General features: G+C 62.8%; 14 protein-coding genes. 5 read left to right on the top strand and 9 right to left on the bottom strand.

The window, feature by feature from the left end:
* The first annotated feature begins 8 nt into the window (after positions 1-8).
* Positions 9-707 (top strand): hypothetical protein, encoded by a 699-nt coding sequence (locus ABIE52_RS08525; protein ID WP_030536898.1) that lies wholly within the window; start codon positions 9-11, stop codon positions 705-707.
* Here ABIE52_RS08525 and ABIE52_RS08520 read toward each other — a convergent pair.
* The 3 genes from ABIE52_RS08520 to ABIE52_RS08510 all read right to left on the bottom strand — a co-directional run bounded on the left by ABIE52_RS08520 (position 693) and on the right by ABIE52_RS08510 (position 2,583).
* Entirely contained in the window at positions 693-1,373 is a 681-nt protein-coding gene (locus tag ABIE52_RS08520; protein ID WP_003942237.1) for a PhzF family phenazine biosynthesis protein, read from the bottom strand. The genes ABIE52_RS08525 and ABIE52_RS08520 overlap by 15 nt on opposite strands.
* An 80-nt stretch (positions 1,374-1,453) precedes the next feature.
* A complete protein-coding gene (gene ahpD, locus ABIE52_RS08515; RefSeq protein ID WP_003942122.1) occupies positions 1,454-1,993 on the bottom strand; it encodes an alkylhydroperoxidase, AhpD family in 540 nt (179 codons plus the stop codon).
* 2 nt (positions 1,994-1,995) lie between these two features.
* The gene (locus ABIE52_RS08510; RefSeq protein WP_003942119.1) at positions 1,996-2,583 is read right to left on the bottom strand and encodes a peroxiredoxin; all 588 of its coding nucleotides are present in this window, start codon (positions 2,581-2,583) and stop codon (positions 1,996-1,998) included.
* Between the two features lie 229 nt (positions 2,584-2,812).
* Here ABIE52_RS08510 and ABIE52_RS08505 point away from each other — a divergent pair, with 229 nt between their 5' ends.
* Complete coding sequence (locus tag ABIE52_RS08505) at positions 2,813-3,733, top strand: hydrogen peroxide-inducible genes activator (protein ID WP_192712476.1); 921 nt, start codon at positions 2,813-2,815, stop codon at positions 3,731-3,733.
* A 28-nt stretch (positions 3,734-3,761) separates the two neighbouring features.
* On the opposite strand, the gene ABIE52_RS08500 is transcribed toward ABIE52_RS08505, so the two are convergent.
* A complete protein-coding gene (locus ABIE52_RS08500) occupies positions 3,762-5,162 on the bottom strand; it encodes an FAD-binding oxidoreductase (protein WP_064112814.1) in 1,401 nt (466 codons plus the stop codon).
* A gap of 122 nt (positions 5,163-5,284) precedes the next feature.
* Complete coding sequence (locus ABIE52_RS08495; protein ID WP_003942255.1) at positions 5,285-6,133, bottom strand: LysR substrate-binding domain-containing protein; 849 nt, start codon at positions 6,131-6,133, stop codon at positions 5,285-5,287.
* Between the two features lie 56 nt (positions 6,134-6,189).
* Between ABIE52_RS08495 and ABIE52_RS08490 the strand changes: the two genes are divergently transcribed.
* A complete protein-coding gene (locus ABIE52_RS08490) occupies positions 6,190-6,597 on the top strand; it encodes a DUF5997 family protein (protein WP_007732807.1) in 408 nt (135 codons plus the stop codon).
* A 53-nt stretch (positions 6,598-6,650) separates the two neighbouring features.
* Here ABIE52_RS08490 and ABIE52_RS08485 read toward each other — a convergent pair whose 3' ends face one another.
* From ABIE52_RS08485 to ABIE52_RS08475, 3 genes are all read right to left on the bottom strand, one after another.
* Positions 6,651-9,155 (bottom strand): DEAD/DEAH box helicase, encoded by a 2,505-nt coding sequence (locus ABIE52_RS08485; protein WP_065455676.1) that lies wholly within the window; start codon positions 9,153-9,155, stop codon positions 6,651-6,653.
* Between the two features lie 26 nt (positions 9,156-9,181).
* Entirely contained in the window at positions 9,182-10,219 is a 1,038-nt protein-coding gene (locus ABIE52_RS08480; RefSeq protein WP_007732813.1) for an alpha/beta fold hydrolase, read from the bottom strand.
* 181 nt (positions 10,220-10,400) lie between these two features.
* Positions 10,401-11,360, bottom strand: coding sequence for a proteasome assembly chaperone family protein (locus ABIE52_RS08475; protein ID WP_003942198.1), 960 nt, complete (start codon positions 11,358-11,360; stop codon positions 10,401-10,403).
* A 355-nt stretch (positions 11,361-11,715) separates the two neighbouring features.
* On the opposite strand from ABIE52_RS08475, the gene ABIE52_RS08470 reads away from it, so the two are divergent.
* Positions 11,716-12,471, top strand: a complete 756-nt coding sequence (locus ABIE52_RS08470) for a sensor domain-containing protein (RefSeq protein ID WP_192712475.1) — start codon at positions 11,716-11,718, stop codon at positions 12,469-12,471.
* Positions 12,472-12,626: 155 nt separating this feature from the next.
* Positions 12,627-13,760 (top strand): DUF4192 domain-containing protein, encoded by a 1,134-nt coding sequence (locus ABIE52_RS08465; RefSeq protein WP_192712474.1) that lies wholly within the window; start codon positions 12,627-12,629, stop codon positions 13,758-13,760.
* Here the strand turns inward: ABIE52_RS08465 and galE are convergent.
* On the bottom strand, positions 13,757-14,746 hold the full coding sequence (gene galE / locus ABIE52_RS08460) for a UDP-glucose 4-epimerase GalE (protein ID WP_003942257.1): 990 nt from the start codon (positions 14,744-14,746) through the stop codon (positions 13,757-13,759). The two genes, ABIE52_RS08465 and galE, sit on opposite strands and share 4 nt — an antisense overlap.
* Position 14,747 lies beyond the last annotated feature (1 nt).

The following is a 14,747-nucleotide window of genomic DNA, read 5'->3' as shown; positions in this document are numbered from 1 at the left end:
CTAGAGGCATGGACCGACGATTGCTTTCGCAGGTGAGTCTCGACGAGGCCGCCGCGGCGACCCGCACGGGCGACATCTGGATCTTCCGCGGAGAGTCGACGGCGGACCGGGCCATCCAGACGCTGACCAACAGCCCGGTCAACCACGTCGGAATGTCGGTCGTGATCGACGACCTTCCGCCGCTGATGTGGCATGCGGAACTCGGTCACTCGCTGCAGGACATGTGGACCGGACGCTTCCAGCGTGGTGTCCAACTGCACGATCTGCGATCGGCCGTTCAGGTTTGGGGCGCCAAGTACGGGCAGCGTGGATGGTTGCGCCAGCTCGACCACGAGATCACCCGGGAGCAGGAAGACGCTCTGCTCGAGACGATCGCGCGGCTGGACGGTACGCCTTTCCCGTCGACAGCCAAGCTTGCTTCGCGCTGGTTCGGCGGCCGAATCCCGAAGCTGCGCAAGAAGTCCGACGTATCGGCAGTAGCCGTCGAGAGCGCCTACTGCGCCGAAGTGGTTGCCAAGACCTATGAAGCGATGGGTCTGCTCGTCGGTAATCGTCGTGTCAACTGGTTCGACCCGGGCAAGTTCTGGAGTGGAGATCAGTTGCCCCTCGCTCCGGGAGTTGCGCTCGGTGACGAGATCTCGGTATCACTGAGTGCACGTGACCTCGAGGCCGGACGCAATCCCGCCGGGTACTCACAAGGTTCGTGACGGCTCGGCGACGACGCGGCCGCCGACTTCGAGCCAACCTTCCGGAGAGAAGGTGGTGTGAAGCACCGATCCGCGTCCCTGGGTGATGAGCAGTGATTTCCTCAATCGGTCCGTGATGCGCAGCGCTGCAGATCCGGTTGCCTCGTCCTCGGCGATTCCCATCACCGGTGCGAACATGCGTGCGCGGATGGCAGCTTCGAGCTTGTCCTGCCACGCCCACAGATACGAATGATCCGCCTCGTAGTCGGACGGATCTGCGTCGATGACGTCGTCGACCGTGTCCATCGGATAGATCGCGAATTCCGGTGCCCATTCGGCACGCGCGCGTACCCACGTCAAAGCGCCGGATTGGCGGACGTCGACACTGCCGGCAGGAACGTCGAGGGCGCTCACGCGACGGCCTTGTTCGCCCAACCACCACGTGGCACCGACGGTCGGGTGTCCGGCGAAGGGGAGTTCTGCTGCCGGAGTGAAGATCTGGACCCGCGCACGCGAGGCGCCGTCATCCGGAACGTCGATGAAGATGGTCTCGCTGTAGTCGAGTTCCTTCGCGACGGCTTGTCGATCCGATTCTGCAACCGTGGACGCGTCGACGATTCCCAGCGGATTCCCGTGCTTGCCGTTCTCGTCCGTGAAGACCCGGACCACACTCACCTCGATACCCATCGGTCCACCCTAGCGCGCGAAAAGCCCTCCCCACCTTCACGGTGGGGAGGGCTCGTCGAACTGCACTGAGGTCCGAGTGATCAGACCTGTGCGGCAGAGAGGATCTCGTTGGCTTCGACGGCCTGTGCGACGCCAGCGACGATGGAACCGGCGCGGATCGCTTCGAAGATGACCTCGCGGTCGACACCTTCCTGGCGGAGGGTGTTCTCGTGAGCTTCGAGGCAGTGGTTGCAGCCGTTGATCGCGGACACTGCAAGCGACCACAATTCGAAGTCGGCCTTGTCGACGCCCGGGTTGCCGATGATGTTCATCCGCAGGCCGGCACGAAGGTCGTCGTACTTACCGTCGAGGTAGCCCTTGGTGCGGTAGAAGACGTTGTTCATGCCCATGATCGACGCTGCGCCGAGAGCGGCGTTGTATGCCTCTGCCGACAGGTTGTCGGCAGCCTCGGAAGCAATCTCCTTGAGCGTGGACGCAGACTTGGTGGCTGCGGCCGTTGCGAGGAGCGTTCCCCACAACTGCTGCTCGTTCAGGACCGTCGTGCGCGCAATGGAACTCAGGTTGAGCTTGAGGTCCTTCGCGTACTCGGGAAGCGAGTTCTTGAGGTTCTCGACGCTCATACTCAGACGCTCGCAGTCAGGAGCTCGCCGGCGTTGATGGTCGGGTCGCCCTTCTTCCAGTTGCATGCGCACAGCTCGTCGCTCTGGAGAGCGTCGAGGACGCGGAGAACCTCGTCGACGTTACGGCCGACGGAACCGGCTGTGACGGAGACGAACTGGATCTCGTTGTTGGGGTCGACGATGAACGTCGCGCGGTCTGCAACGCCGTCGGCGTTGAGGACGCCGGTGGCCTCGGCAAGCTCGCGCTTGAGGTCCGAGAGCATCGGGAAGGGGAGGGTCTTGAGCTCTTCGTGCTGTGCACGCCACTGGAAGTGCACGAACTCGTTGTCGACGGAAGCGCCGAGAACCTGAGCGTCACGGTCTGCGAACTCTTCGTTGAGCTTGCCGAATGCAGCAATCTCGGTGGGGCACACGAAGGTGAAGTCCTTGGGCCAGAAGAAGACGATGCGCCACTTGCCTGCGTAGTCGTCACTGGTGACGGTGGTGAAGTAGTCATCGGGCTGCTGGGCATCGACCTTGGACAGGTCGCCGCCGATGACAGCCGTGAGGTTGTAAGCGGGGAACTGGTCGCCGATTGTGAGCAGAGCCATGTGTCTCATTCTCCTACGTGTCTCGTGAACAGGAATTTCTTGCGCACACGATCCGGCTGTTCGGACTGTGACGGCCGAACGTGCTGGATCGAGAGGGTTTGTCACCGTCAGCGGGTCGGACGGTTTCGACTGGAGTGTCGAGGTTGTGACCGGCGCTTTTTGGTATGAGTCCATTCTGCATCAAACCGTTCAAAAGGTAAAGGTGATGGGTGGCACTACACTGATAGGCATGTCTGATCAGACTTATCAACCTTCCTTGTCACAGCTGCGTGCCTTCGTGTCGGTCGCCGAGTATCGGCATTTCGGTACTGCCGCAGCGCGTTCCGGTGTGAGCCAACCCACACTGTCGCAGGCGCTGGCAGTTCTCGAGGCGGGACTAGGGGTCAAACTGATCGAACGTAGTACGCGACGCGTGCTCGTGACCGCGGACGGACAGCGCTTGCTCGGTCAGGCCAAGCAAATCCTCGAGGCTGCCGACGGTTTCGTCGCGAGCGCGGCCGGCTCCGGCGACTCTCTGACCGGACCGCTACGCATCGGGTTGATCCCGACCGTTGCGCCCTACATTCTTCCGGGGTTGTTGCCGGAGCTGCGCGAGAAGCTGCCGTCGTTGGCGCCGCAAATAGTCGAGGATCAAACGGCGCGCTTGCTTGATGCCCTGCGATCGGGAGCGCTCGACGTCGCGGTGTTGGCGCTTCCTGCCGGAACACCTGGCCTGGTGGAAGTTCCTGTGTACGAAGAGGATTTTGTGATGGTCGTGCCGAACGATCATTCCTTGGCCGGACGTGTCGATCTCACGGCGGACGTGCTCGACGCGCTGCCGTTGCTCTTGCTCGACGACGGCCACTGCCTGCGTGACCAGACGTTGGATCTGTGCCGTTCGGTAGACGCCCATCCGCTTGCCGGCGACACGCGGGCTACCTCTCTCGCGACAGTCGTGCAATGTGTGGCCGGGGGACTCGGGGTGACTTTGGTCCCGGAATCGGCTGTTGCCGTGGAGGTTCGACGCGGGGACTTGTCGACGGCGCATTTCGCTTCGCCGGCTCCAGGTCGCACGATCGGCGTCGTGTTCCGCTCGTCGAGTGGCCGAGCAGAAGGATTCCGTCAGCTGGCCGAGCTGGTCCGTTCGGTCAGCCCGACGGTTCCTCGATGACGTGACTCGTTCGACCTCGACGTGAAAGCTAGTCGAGAGAGCCTTCTTTCACGGCAATGACGGCTCCGGGATTGAGAATTCCCAGCGGGTCGAGCGCATCCTTGACCTTGCGATTGAGGGCCATGACGTCTTCACCCAACTGTGACGGCAGCCAGTCGCGCTTGAGTCGACCCACACCGTGTTCGCCGGTGATCGTGCCGCCGAGCGCGATGGCGAGATCCATCACCCGTCCGAATGCGATCTGTGCGCGTTCGGACATGTCCGGGTCTGCGGGGTCGAAGACGATGAGCGGGTGGGTGTTTCCGTCTCCGGCGTGCGCCACCGTGCAGATCAGGACGTCGAGGTCGTCTGCGATGGCTTCGACCCCGGTTACCAACTGGGGGAGTGCGCGCATGGGAACGCCCACGTCTTCGAGAAGCAGACTTCCCATCGCGAGCACGGCCGGGAACACCGCTCGCCGTGCCGCCGCAAAGGCGTCACCTTCGGCCTGGTCATCGGTGGCGAATACTTCGGTGGCTCCGTTGTTTTCGCACGCCTGAACAATCGTCTCGATTTCCAGCACGCCTGCCGCGCCGGGTGCGTCGGACTGTGCGAGCAGCAATGCGTGAGCCTTGCGGTTCAGACCCATGCGTACCGAATCCTCGACGGCATTGATGCTGGCATGATCCATGAACTCGAGCATCGCCGGACGCATGTTGCTGGTGATCGCCAAGACTGCGTCGGCAGCTTCTTGCACCGAGTCGAACGAGGCCACGACGGTTGATGCGGGCGGCTGCGCGGGAATCAAACGCAACGTGATTTCCGTGATGATGCCGAGAGTGCCCTCGCTGCCCACGAACAGTTTGGTGAGTGAGAGTCCGGCGACGTCCTTGAGAAGGGGACCTCCGAGGCTGACAGCTGTACCGTCCGCCAGCACGACCCGGAGTCCGAGAACGTAGTCGGTGGTAACTCCGTACTTGACGCAGCAGAGTCCGCCGGCGTTGGTGGCTGCATTGCCGCCGATGGAACAGATCTCGAAGGACGACGGGTCAGGTGGGTACCAGAGTCCGTGCTCTGCGGCGGCTTTCTTGACCTCCGCATTCATCAAGCCGGGCTGAGTGACCGCCACACGGGCGACCGGGTCGATCGTGATCTGTCGCATTCGCTCGGTGCTGACCACGATGCAACCGTCGACGGCGCTGGATCCACCGGACAGGCCCGAGCCGGCACCTCTGGGAACCACCGGTACGCGGTTGGCGGTTGCCCATCGCATGACTGCTTGGATGTCTTCGGTGCACGTTGCGCGAACCACGGCAGCGGGATGGCCGGCGGTCGGGTCGGCGGCCCAGTCCTGGCGGTAGCCCGCGGTCACGTCCGGATCCAGCAGGACGGCTCCCTCGGGGAGTGCCGCTACCAATTCGTCGAGGGCTGAAGAACTCGCGGGAGTCATACTCTCATCATGCTCGACGGAGTTCGACGATGCGCCAATTCGCGAGACCACAGCCCGAGTCTGTCGCGCCTGATCAGTTCAGCGTTGTCCGGCAGCGATCCTCCGAGTTGCCAGTTGAAGCCCTAGCGGCCCTTCTGCTTTCCGGAGAACCGGCCACCCGAACTCTTGGTCCCACCGGACTTGCCGCTGCCTGATTTGCCGCCCGCCTTGGCCTTACCGGAACCGGCGTTGCGTCCGGATATGTTCTTTGCGGTGCCGGCGCCCTTAGCTTTCTGCCCGTTCTTGGCAGCTTCTGCGCGACGCTCGCGGGCCGCGATCTTGGCCTTGACGGAGCCCTTGATCTTCTCCGCCGGCTCACCGTTTCGGCCGCGGGAACTCTGCGCCGTTCGGCCCCGCACGATGCCGATCAGTTCCTCGACCAGATCTGTGGTCTTGGACTCCATCCATGCCAAAGCCACAGGAGCCTCGGGCGCACCGTCCACCGGACGGAAGGTCAGGTCCTTGCGATGGTGGAACCGCGCCAGCGAATGGGGAACCACGACAACTCCGACGCCGGCAGCCACCAACTCGATGGCGTCGGCGATGGTCGCGGGTCGCTCGGCGGCGGTCTTTCCGGGACGGGTCGGCCAGTCGAGTCTGTCGTCGAGAGGATCGAGCACTATCTCGTCGGCCAGATCGTCGACGGAAATCTGATCGACAGTAGTGAATACGTGATCTTTCGGTACCACCACCACCGGGGTTTCCGCGTACAGCGAGATGGCGCTGATGCCGGTCCGGTCGATCGGCAGTCGAACCAAACCTGCATCTGCTTCACCGGCGCGAAGTGCAGCTTCGAGTTCGAGAACCGGGAACTGAACAAGTTCCAGACGCACCTCGGGGAGCCGCTCGTGCCACACCCGGACCCACTTGGTGGGCGTCACCCCCGGGGCGTACGCGAGTCGAAAAATTGCCTGACTATCCGCGTCTGTCACCAGGCAAGGCTACCGCCTTGGTAAAAGCACCCGTATCGGCTGGTTACTCTTGTTGCATGACGTCGAACAAAACTCCCCAGACGATGAAGCCGACGACGGCTGCCAAGAAGCTGGGTGTGTACCTGGAAGCAACACCTGCGCAGTTCCAGGAAGGCGACGTGACTCGTGACGAGCTGACCGCTCTGCAGACCGATCCGCCGGAGTGGCTGCTGGAGCTGCGACGCACCGGACCGCACCCTCGCCCGGTCATCGCCGCCAAGCTGGGCGTATCGATCGCCGGGCTGGCCCGCGGCGGCGTCGAAGAAGCACTCACCACGGATCAGATCGCCGCACTCCTCGAAGAGAAGCCCGAATGGCTCGAAAAGGAACGCGCTGTTCAGGCCGAGGTGCGGGCCGAGAACGTTCGCATCAAGGAAAAGCGCGCTGCTCGCCGCAACCAGCCGCGGAAGGCTCGAAGGGGCTGACGCCCCCTGTGCGCCTTTTTGGTAGCGCCGACTACCAGAAAGGCGCACAGGCGCTAGCCTTCTACGACGCTCAGCTCGTCGAACACGATTTCACCCGCGGCATCCGATTCCGGGATGTCGACGACGGCAAGCAGTGCCCATCCGTGATCGCCCTCCGGATCCTCGAGCACCTGCCGCACCCGCCAGAACTCACCCTCTTCGGTGACCTGGAAGAGCGCCGGCCCGCGCGCCGATGGCCCGGTTCCGATTGTTGCGTACTCCTCGAAGTACGGGAGTAGTTGCTCTTCCCACTCGGCGGCGTCGATACCGTCCTCGAGGTTTTCCAGCTCATTCCACTGCCGACGCGACGCGAGGTCGATGCGTCGGAACATCGCATTGCGCACCATGACGCGGAATGCGCGCGGGTTCGCCGAGATGGGACGGGGAATGTCGGCGCCGAACGCAACCTCTTCCGTATCTGCCTCGGCTCCGGGGTCGGTGAGTGACTCCCATTCGTCGAGCAGGCTCGAGTCGACCTGACGGATCAGCTCGCCCAACCACTCGATGATGTCTTCGAGTTCCTCGGTGCGCGCTTCCGCCGGGACGGTCTGTCGCAGCGCGCGGTAGGCGTCGGCGAGGTAGCGCAGGACGAGGCCCTCGGACCGGGTGAGTCCGTAATGGCTGATCAACTCGGCAAACGTCATGGCGCGTTCGATCATGTCGCGCACCACGGACTTGGGGGAGAGGGCGAACTCGGTGATCCACGGGTGGCCACCCCGGTACATTTCGAAAGCCGGGAACAGCAAGTCCGACAACGGTTTCGGCCACGTAACCTCTTCGAGGAGTTCCATGCGCTCCTCGTACTCGATGCCGTCGGCCTTCATCTGCGCAACCGCTTCGCCACGAGCGAAGTGCTGCTGCGCCATCAGAACCTGACGCGGATCGTCGAGCGTCGACTCGATGATCGAGACGACATCGAGTGCGTAACTGTCGGATTCGACGTCGAGAAGTTCGAATGCCGCCAAGGCGAACGGTGAGAGTGGCTGGTTCAAGGCGAAGTCGCGTTGCAGGTCCATCGTCAACCGAGCCATGCGGCCGTACTCGTCGGGTTCGTCGAGGCGTTCCACGATGCCGGCGCTGAGCAATCCGCGATACAGCGAGATCGCTTTGAGGATGTGCTTGCGCTGCGCCGGACGCGATTCGTGGTTGTCCTCCAACAGGTGCCGCATCGCGTCGAAGCAGTTACCCGGGCGGGCAATGACATTGAGCAGCATCGAGTTGCTGACCGAGAATCGCGACACCAACGGCTCGGGCGATGCGGCGACCAAGCGATCGAACGTCGCTTCGCTCCAGGACACAAACCCCTCGGGAGCCTTCTTGCGTTGAATCTTTTTGATCTTCTTCGGATCGTCGCCGGCCTTGGCGACTGCCCGCAGATTCTCTACTTCGTGTTCCGGTGCCTGGACGACGACGGTGCCCATCGTGTCGTAGCCTGCACGACCCGCGCGACCGGCGATCTGATGGAACTCGCGGGCTTTCAGATGCCGCGTACGGACGCCGTCGTACTTGGCCAGACCCGTGAGCAGCACCGTGCGGATCGGGACGTTGATGCCGACGCCGAGGGTGTCGGTACCGCAAATCACCTTGAGAAGCCCGTCCTGTGCGAGAACTTCGATGAGCCGTCGGTACTTGGGCAGCATGCCCGCATGGTGAACGCCGATGCCGTGCCGGACCAGGCGGGAGAGTGTTTTTCCGAACCCGGTGGTGAAGCGGAAACCACCCAGCGCCTCGGCGATCGCTTCCTTCTCTTCTTTGGAACAGAAGTTGACGCTCGTCAATGCCTGGGCGCGTTCGAGCGCGGCGGCCTGCGTGAAATGCACGATGTAGACGGGGGACTGGTTGGTGGTCACCAGATCTTCGATGGTTTCGCCGACCGGCGTGGTCGCGTACGAGAACATCAGCGGCACGGGGCGTTCTGTGCCGGAGACGACGGTGGTGGGTTTCCCGGTACGGCGCGTCAGATCTTCGGAGAAGAAGTCGACTTCACCGAGAGTTGCCGACATCAACAGGAACTGGGCGTGCGGCAACTCGATGAGCGGAACCTGCCACGCCCAACCTCGATCGGGTTCGGAGTAGAAGTGGAACTCGTCCATCACGACCTGGCCGATATCGGAGTTCGGGCCCTCGCGCAGTGCAAGATTCGCGACGATTTCGGCCGTCGCACAAATGATCGGCGCCGACGAGTTCACGGCGGCGTCGCCAGTCATCATGCCGACGTTCTCGGCACCGAAGACCTCACACAGTGCAAAGAACTTCTCGCTCACCAAGGCCTTGATCGGCGCTGTGTAGTACGTGCGCTTGCCGAGCGACATCGCATAGAAATGCGCGCCGATCGCCACCATCGATTTGCCTGACCCGGTCGGCGTCGCAAGGATCACGTTTGCACCCGAGACCAACTCCATGACGGCCTCTTCTTGGGCCGGGTAGAGCGTCAAACCTCGTTCGATGGTCCACGAAGAGAAGGCGTCGAAAACGGAATCAGGATCCGCGTTGTCGGGGAGAAGTTCCGTCAGCAGCACTCGTACAGGCTAGCCGCAACCGTGGATCAGGTTGCGCTTCGCTCGTCCGAGCCCATGGCGTCGAGCACCGCCATGCGGGTGGACGACGTTCCGGTGATGGTGTTCTCGCCGACCCCGGAGATCAGCATGTGGCGCCAGCGAGCCTCGTCGAAGACGAGTGGTGCGGTGCTGGAAAGAAAATCTTCGACGATCTGCAGGAAACGCATCGGATCGTCGCGGAACGGGAAGTGGCCCGAGCCGCGGAAGACTTCGAGGCGTGAGTTCGGCATCGCCGCGTGCGCGAGATGAGCGTGGGAGACGGGAATGACGGAGTCGTCGTCGCCCCAGATCAGTTGAACCGGCAGATTCTCGGTCAGATAACAGCGGTCGAGCATCGTGACGACCTGTCCGCGCCAGTCCACGACGGCCCGCAGCGTACGAAGGTAGGCCTCGTAGGCAGTGGGGTCGGGGAGATCAGCGAGCACGCGAATCAGGTCCGGTGTGTCGTGCAACATGGTGCCGGGACGCAGATTTGAACCGTGAACTACGCCGGCAAGGTTCCCGGCCATCCGGACGAGCGGCATCGCACCAGGTATCCGGAGCAGCTTTACCACCTCGTTGACCACCGGAACGGACATGAGTCGCAGCAGCGGATGGACGTCCTTGGTGACGCCACCGGCCGAGACCAGCACGAGGCGATCCACCATGTGTGGGAATTGGTAGGAGAACTGCATCGCTACGCCGCCGCCGAGCGAGTGCCCGATGACGGTGACGTGCTCGATGCCGAGCGTCGACAGAAGATCCCGCATGCCGTTGGCGTACGCGGCTACCGAGTAATCCGCGCGTGGCTTGTCGGAACGGCCGTGACCCAACAGGTCAGGTGCGATGACCGTGTACTTCTTGGCGAGGTGGGGAATGATCTCGGTCCACGTCGACGAGTTGTCGCCGATTCCGTGCAGGAGCAGTACCGCCGGACCCTCGCCGGCTATCCGAAATGCGCGTCGGTAGCCGTGAATCGTCCGGAACATCATCCGCGGTTCCTCGTCGGGGACCGGTCGGAGCTGACGGTTCCGTGGTCTGCTCATGTCGCCTCCTGGCTCGGAGTGTGACCACGTTGACTGTCTGCTCCAGTTGTTGAGCCGTCAACGAAAATCACACAGAGTTTGAGGCTATCCGACGGATGTGTCCTGAACAACAGCCCAGGTAACGGAGGGGTTGCGGAATGCGCACAATGTCGAATTATGCGCCCCGCCCGTCACATTTTCGTCAGTTGTCGCCTCGATCGAGGTCTCCAGCTGAGCCGAAGTCGTCATTTCCTGCCTGTTCGGCCAGGAACTTTTCGAACTCTGCGCCGATCTCGTCACCGCTGGGAAGGTCGGCCTCGCCGGCCAGAAGGGACGACTGTTGTTCCTGAGCGGCGACAAAAGTGTCGTATTGACGCTCCAAAGCGTGGACTACAGTCTGAACTTCTTCGTTCCCGGCTATGTGCTCGTTAACCTGTTCCCGAACGCGCGCCGCGGCCTCACCCAGCGCAACCAAGGGCAACTCCAGATCCGAAACCTCGGAAACGTTTTCGAGCAAAGTTTCTGCGGCGCCCGGGTAGTCCGTTTGCGCGAGGTAGTGGGGGACATGCACCGAAAAGCCCATCGCCTCGTGCCCGTGCTGAGACATACGAAGCTCGAGCAGTGATGATGCGCTGCCGGGAACCTGCAGTTCACCTGACCAACGCTGATGGTCCTGGATCAGGTCCTTGTTGGTCGAATGTGCTGTCACACCCAGCGGTCGGGTGTGCGGGATTGCCATCGGAATGGCGTTGAGCCCGATGGTTCGACGCACTCCCAACTGTTCGGACAACAGTCGAACGGCTGTGGTGAACCGCTCCCACTTGAGGTCCGGTTCCATCCCGGCAAGCAGCAGGAACGGCGTGCCGGCTGTATCGCGCAGTGCGTACAGATTGAGCGCCGGAGCGTCGTAATCGGAGAAATGATCGGCCTTGAACGTCATCGTCGGTCGACGCGAGCGGTAGTCGATCAGCTCGTCGACAGCAAACGACGCGACAAGCTCGGTCTCGAGGCTTTCGCGCAGATGTGTCGTCGCCAACTTCACGGCGTGACCGGCGTCGGAGTAACCCTCGAGTCCGTGAATCAGGATCGGTCCCTGGCCGTCGGCAGCCGCCAACTGGGGCGCCGGAAATTCCAGCTCGTACATCCTCGACTGTTCGTCCATCGCAGTCCCCTTCGCTCTTCGGTCTTGATCTCAAGTGTCCACTATCGGCGCACGCGCGACAGCATCGGAGTCAGGTGCCCGACAGCACTGGATCAGACGTTCATCGGTAAGAACACCGAGTCGGTGACCGATCATTCCCGATCCGACGAGACGGGCGTTCGCCGAGAGCGAAGCCGAGCGGTATCTTTCGACACTTGGCCTGGGCGTTCGCTAGATGTCGGGTGCGCGGCTTCGGACATGGCAGAGTGGAACACAAGGTCGGCACGGCCGATTTGTCCGAAATGGATTGGTCGATTGTCGGTATCGGTCGAGTGCGGAGGCTTACATGCGGGTGTGTCCACGATCGTCCAGGCGAGTGGCCGCATGCTCACTTGCTGCGGTGGCCGTCGTTGCACTACTCGCGGGCTGCTCCGGGTCGGTCCAAGGAGCACCCGTTCCGGACTCCGCGCCGGCGACTGCCGGTGCGACCGACAGCGGCACGGCGGCGCCGAGTACGACGGCTGCACCCAAATCCTCGACGCCGAAATCCACCTCTCCGAAAACGGCGGCACCGCTGTCCGAACTGCTGCTCACTCCCGAGGAATTCCCCGAGCCCTTCGGCGCTGTTGTGCTGCCCCCGCAAGCCGTTCCGATGGCAGCACCGGATCTAGTAGGCGTCCCGCGCGGTGCCACCGTCGATCCGTCCGAATGTGAGCCACCGGAACAGGATTACGGTCCGAACGGGACCGTGATGGCGGTCGGGACCGACAACGCGACGAGGGCAACGATTTCGGTCGAACTCACGAAGGTCGATGCACCACTGGACGAGTTGGAAGCGCAAACTCGGCAGTGCCCGTCCATGACTGTCACTGCGAACGGCGTCACTACGACAGTGACGACGGAAATTCTTCCGCCGTCGCCGATCGATGCCGACAAGACGATGTCACTTCGCCGCACTGTCGTGTCCCCCAAGGCCACAGCCGGTGATCAGACGATGCTGACCTTGATCGCGCAGGTCGGCGACGTACGGGTGGCGACAACACTGATGACGTTCGGTTCTGCGACGCCCTCGACGGCACCGCTGGATCAAGCGTTCACCGCAGCCGTACAGAAGGTCAAAGCAGGCAAGTGATTTCGCAGCACACAGGTCCGACAAGTAGCGGAACTGCTCGGTGCGGCGCGGTACTTGGTCCCCAACAAATGCGGTAATCCACAGACGACTTGGACGCAGCTGTTTTCCCTGGTCGAGCAGACGGCCGGGTCAGGGTGATCAGCGACGGTGTGTGCATGACGACATCACCTCTTCCGGGAGAATTCGAATTCTCCGACGACGACCTTGCCGCCCTTCTCGGATGCGTCGAACGCGTCTCCGATCCAGGCGAATTGATCGCGGCAATACCCGCACTCCTGGGCTTCCATCCGTCCAACTCTGTGGTTGCGCTGTCTCTGATGGGCGCCTCCGCCTCGACGCTCGGACCAGTGATGCGGCACGACTACTTTCCCAGTGTCAGGGGAAAGCCCGCGAGGCAGATGAGCGCGGCGCTGCGCCAGTTCGCCGCCGTCTGTGACGGGGAAGGCGCGCGTGCGGTCGTTCTCGTGGTGATCACCGATTGCTCGGCAGCTGAAACTCTGATCGATGAAACCATCGAGCTGGCCGAGGTATTCGAAGACATGCTCGGCGGAACCTGCGTCGAGCTGGCCGACGTATTGTGCACGGCCGCAATAGAATCTGGCCAGCCGTGGACGAGCGTCATGCGTTCGATTCACCGCGGCACCCTGCCAGACCCGGCATCTTCGTCGGTTGCAGCAGCACAGGTGTTGGGCGGGAGGGTCATTCGCCGTTCGCGTGAGGAACTGGTCCGGTGGGTACACGGCGCCGCTCGCAATCACGACACGATTGCCCGACTGATCGCGAGCCGACGAGAGTCGAGCGCGCACAGTGGGGGACCGAGCGGTGAAACCGCAGTTCAGTGCCGGATCGATCTGGTGTTGGAACACGTCCGCCGTGTCGAGGCAGGCGCTCACCGCCCTGACCCGCAGGAATGCGCCGATCTGGTGGTCGCATTGACGGACGTACGCGTGCGCGACGTGGTGCTGGGATTGGCGATCACGTCCGTTGCGGCACATGCTGAGCAATTGTGGCTCGTGCTCACCCATGAAGTCCCGTTGCCCGAACGAGCTTGGCCGGCAACACTTCTCGGCTTCTTTGCATACGTGCGTGGCGACGGACCTCTGGCAGGTGTTGCGCTGTCGGCCGCGCTGTCGGCCGATTCGGAACACACCTTGGCGGGATTGCTGGATCTATCGCTGCAATCCGGTATGCGCCCCGACGGAATCCGTGACCTCGCGGCCGTCGGATTGTCCATCGGGGAATCGCTCGGAATCACCGGCTTGCCGCCGGCACTGCCGAATGGAAGCTAGCGAGCAGCGTGTGAGCGGTCGCCCAGATCCTGGAGGAACTGCCATGCGTCGGCGACGATGACGTCGAGATCGGTACGCGTGGGCGTCCAACCGAGCTCGGCAATCGCCTTGTCGCTCGATGCGATCAGTACTGCCGGATCACCCAGCCGTCGTGACGCGTCCTCGACGTTGATCGGCAGGCCGGTGACCCGAGCACAGGCGGCGATCACCTCGCGCACGCTGAAGCCGGCACCGCTTCCGAGGTTGTAGATGCGGTGCTCGCCGGGAACCGAGGATTCGAGCGCCAGTAGATGTGCTTCGGCGAGGTCCAGCACGTGGATGTAGTCGCGTACCGCGGTTCCGTCCGGCGTGGGCCAGTCGGTTCCGAAGACCGAGATCTTGTCCCGCTGCTCGAGTGCGACCTGAAGGACGAGCGGAATCAGGTGGGTTTCGATCACCCGGTTCTCACCGGCGGACTTGTACGCGCCCGCGACGTTGAAGTAGCGCAAGCTCGTCGCACCGAGGCCGTGAGCGATCGAGTACGAGGTGATCGCATGATCGATCGCGAGCTTGGTCGCGCCGTACGGATTGGTGGGGCGGGTCGGAGCGGTCTCCACGATCGGGGACTGCTCCGGTTCGCCGTACGTTGCGGCGGTGGACGAGAACACGAGGCGCGGAGTACCGGAGACACGGATCGCCTCGAGCAACTCGATGGTCGTGACGACGTTTCCGCGCCAGTACTTTTCGGGGTGCAGCACCGATTCGCCGACCAGCGACTGCGCCGCGAAGTGAAGCACACCGTCGAAAACCGGTGAACCCGCACTGCCGAGGACGTCGGCAGCAAGCGCTCCCACGTCTCCTTCGATGAACTCGGCACCGGCAGGCACCGCGTCGGCATTTCCGGTGGAGAGGTCGTCGATGACGACAACCTCGTGTCCACGCTCGAGCAACACAGTGCTGCACACACTGCCGACGTAACCGGCGCCGCCGGTGACCAGGAGTTTCATC

The sequence above is a fragment of the Rhodococcus sp. OAS809 genome, from assembly GCF_040546695.1.
GTDB lineage: Bacteria > Actinomycetota > Actinomycetes > Mycobacteriales > Mycobacteriaceae > Rhodococcus_F > Rhodococcus_F qingshengii.
The sequence above is the reverse complement of the archived record's forward strand: the minus strand, read 5'-3'. Positions and strand labels throughout refer to the sequence as shown.